Origin of the sequence: Prevotella sp. SGI.167 (genome assembly GCF_050313615.1) — a bacterium.
Lineage (GTDB): Bacteria > Bacteroidota > Bacteroidia > Bacteroidales > Bacteroidaceae > Prevotella.
The window spans coordinates 1-2,078 of record NZ_JBNPLT010000084.1 but is presented as its reverse complement, the minus strand read 5'-3'; the positions used below and the strand labels follow the sequence as shown (position 1 = coordinate 2,078).

At 36.7% G+C, this 2,078-nt stretch carries 2 protein-coding genes and 2 pseudogenes; 2 read left to right on the top strand and 2 right to left on the bottom strand.

Annotated elements, in window-relative coordinates; all coding sequences use genetic code 11:
- Positions 1-17: 17 nt before the first annotated feature.
- Positions 18-122 (bottom strand): annotated as a pseudogene (locus ACQRBJ_RS15905) (AAA family ATPase); the annotation flags it as partial.
- A gap of 189 nt (positions 123-311) precedes the next feature.
- Between ACQRBJ_RS15905 and ACQRBJ_RS15900 the strand changes: the two are divergent.
- A complete protein-coding gene (locus tag ACQRBJ_RS15900) occupies positions 312-506 on the top strand; it encodes a hypothetical protein (RefSeq protein WP_445304214.1) in 195 nt (64 codons plus the stop codon).
- 415 nt (positions 507-921) lie between these two features.
- Positions 922-1,863, top strand: a complete 942-nt coding sequence (locus tag ACQRBJ_RS15895; protein WP_445304213.1) for an ORF6N domain-containing protein — start codon at positions 922-924, stop codon at positions 1,861-1,863.
- Between the two features lie 3 nt (positions 1,864-1,866).
- Here ACQRBJ_RS15895 and ACQRBJ_RS15890 read toward each other — a convergent pair.
- A pseudogene (locus tag ACQRBJ_RS15890) lies at positions 1,867-1,977 on the bottom strand (transposase); the annotation flags it as partial.
- Positions 1,978-2,078: the final 101 nt, after the last annotated feature.

The window sequence follows — 2,078 nt, the reverse complement described above, 5'->3', positions numbered from 1 at the left end:
AATTAAGCTTCTAGGACTTTACCATTAGTCACTAAGTCATAGACCAATGCCGTCTTATCGAGATAAACATAATCATCTTCTATGATTTGTTCGAAACTCTGTATTCCGATAGGATATTTCATATTGCAGCCTTTTTAATAAAATATAGTGCAAAGATACAATTTTATTTTCATATATCCTTGGTTTACCTGTCGTTATTTTGCATGATAGATTCAAAGGAGGAAGAAACCTGCACAAAACTTTGGTGATTTCAAATATTAATCGTATTTTAGCATCAAATTAGAGTAACAAAAATTAAGGAGGATTACAATATGCCTAAAATAATGTCAAACTCAAAAGAACAACTAAACGATAAAGCCCAACGCTTTTTCGAGGCTAGTAGTACCGTTCAAGAACCAATAGTTGCCTATCGTCACGATTATGCAACAGAGGCTCATAATGAATCCGAAGAATATCCTTTTATGACATCATGCAATAATGACGAAATGGATGTGCTACGTCTGTAGCTATATTTATCTTATTTTTAGCTGTATGCTGCTTATAAAAACAAGGATATTCGGGAAAAAGAGTTTGACGCACATTTTCAGTGCATCAAACTTTTTACTTTTTATCTACAATAGTTTATTTTACTGCAACCTTGATTGCATTATCACCGAATTTTGCAATAACCATAGTTTCTGATACAGCGCAGGATGCGGTACCGTCCACGACAGAAGATGAGCCGATAAGCTTGCCATCAGCTGCATAGAACTTAACCACCTCGATTAATAAAAGTACAATCACAGCAATAAAACTATTAATTTTACGTTCTTTTCAAAAAAGGGGTTGTGCAATAGTGGCTAAAAGCACTACCTTTGAATGCTGTTAAATATGGTAATGTTCAAAGTCACAATTTGTGATTTTAGAAAAATGAATATAAATATGACAGATAAAATAGGAAAAAAGGAGAGCAGCGAACTGACCACAAAAAGTGACCAGTTGGTTGGTGTTGACAATATAGAGCCTCTAATAAAAATCATTAGAGGACAACAAGTTATGCTTGACCGTGACCTTGCCACACTTTATGGCGTTGAAACAAAGCGTCTTAATGAGCAAGTAAAACGTAATATTAAACGATTTCCAGAAGATTTCATGTTTCAATTGACCAAGGAAGAATGTTTAAGGTCGCAAATTGCGACCTTAAACGAAGGACGCGGACAACATTTGAAATACATGCCTTACGTATTTACTGAAAACGGAGTCGCTATGCTTAGTAGTGTTTTACGTTCAGACACTGCGATTGAGGTGAATATTCGAATAATGCGAGCTTTCACTTCAATGCGTCACTTTCTACAGAACAATGCCCAAGTGTTTCAGCGTCTCTCAACTATGGAATACCATCAATTGGAAATGCAACAACACTTGCAAGAATCCGACAAACGTATAGAAGAAGTGTTTCGCAGATTGGACGAAGGCAATGCAAAACCGAAACAAGGTGTGTTCTACAATGGGCAAGTTTATGATGCCTATACTTTCGTGTCCGACTTGATTAAGAGTGCGAAGAAACGTATTGTCCTTATCGACAACTATGTTGACGAGACTGTACTGACATTGCTCGATAAAAGAGACAATAACGTGTCTGCAATCATCTACACTCAGCAGATAAGCCGTCAGTTCCAACTCGACATAGACCGTCATAATGCTCAATATGCACCGATTGATGTTGAAACATTCCGTTTATCACATGACCGCTTCCTTTGTATAGACGATGATGTGTATCATATAGGAGCATCCATAAAGGACTTGGGCAAAAAGTGGTTTGGCTTCTCTAAGATGGAGATACTTACACCAGATGAATTGGTGGAAAGAATCAACAAAGGGTAATACTGTTACCAACTGGATGCCTTCCTCAAAAAGTGAATCGAAGAGTTTTTGCGAGATATAGCCTTTATCTGCAAACAGCTTACCATACAGACGTTTAGCCAACAGGTTGTGAACGCTCTTCTATATGCTCAATAGAAATATGTACTCTATTAAGTATATCCAATGCTACATATTTATCGAATTGCATAGATTCCATCCCGTTCAATTCTTGATTT

Bases quoted from the DNA above. Each gene is read 5' to 3' on its own strand.
- ACQRBJ_RS15895 (WP_445304213.1), top strand. From the start codon at position 922: ATGACAGATAAAATAGGAAAAAAGGAGAGCAGCGAACTGACCACAAAA.
- ACQRBJ_RS15900 (WP_445304214.1), top strand. From the start codon at position 312: ATGCCTAAAATAATGTCAAACTCAAAAGAACAACTAAACGATAAAGCC.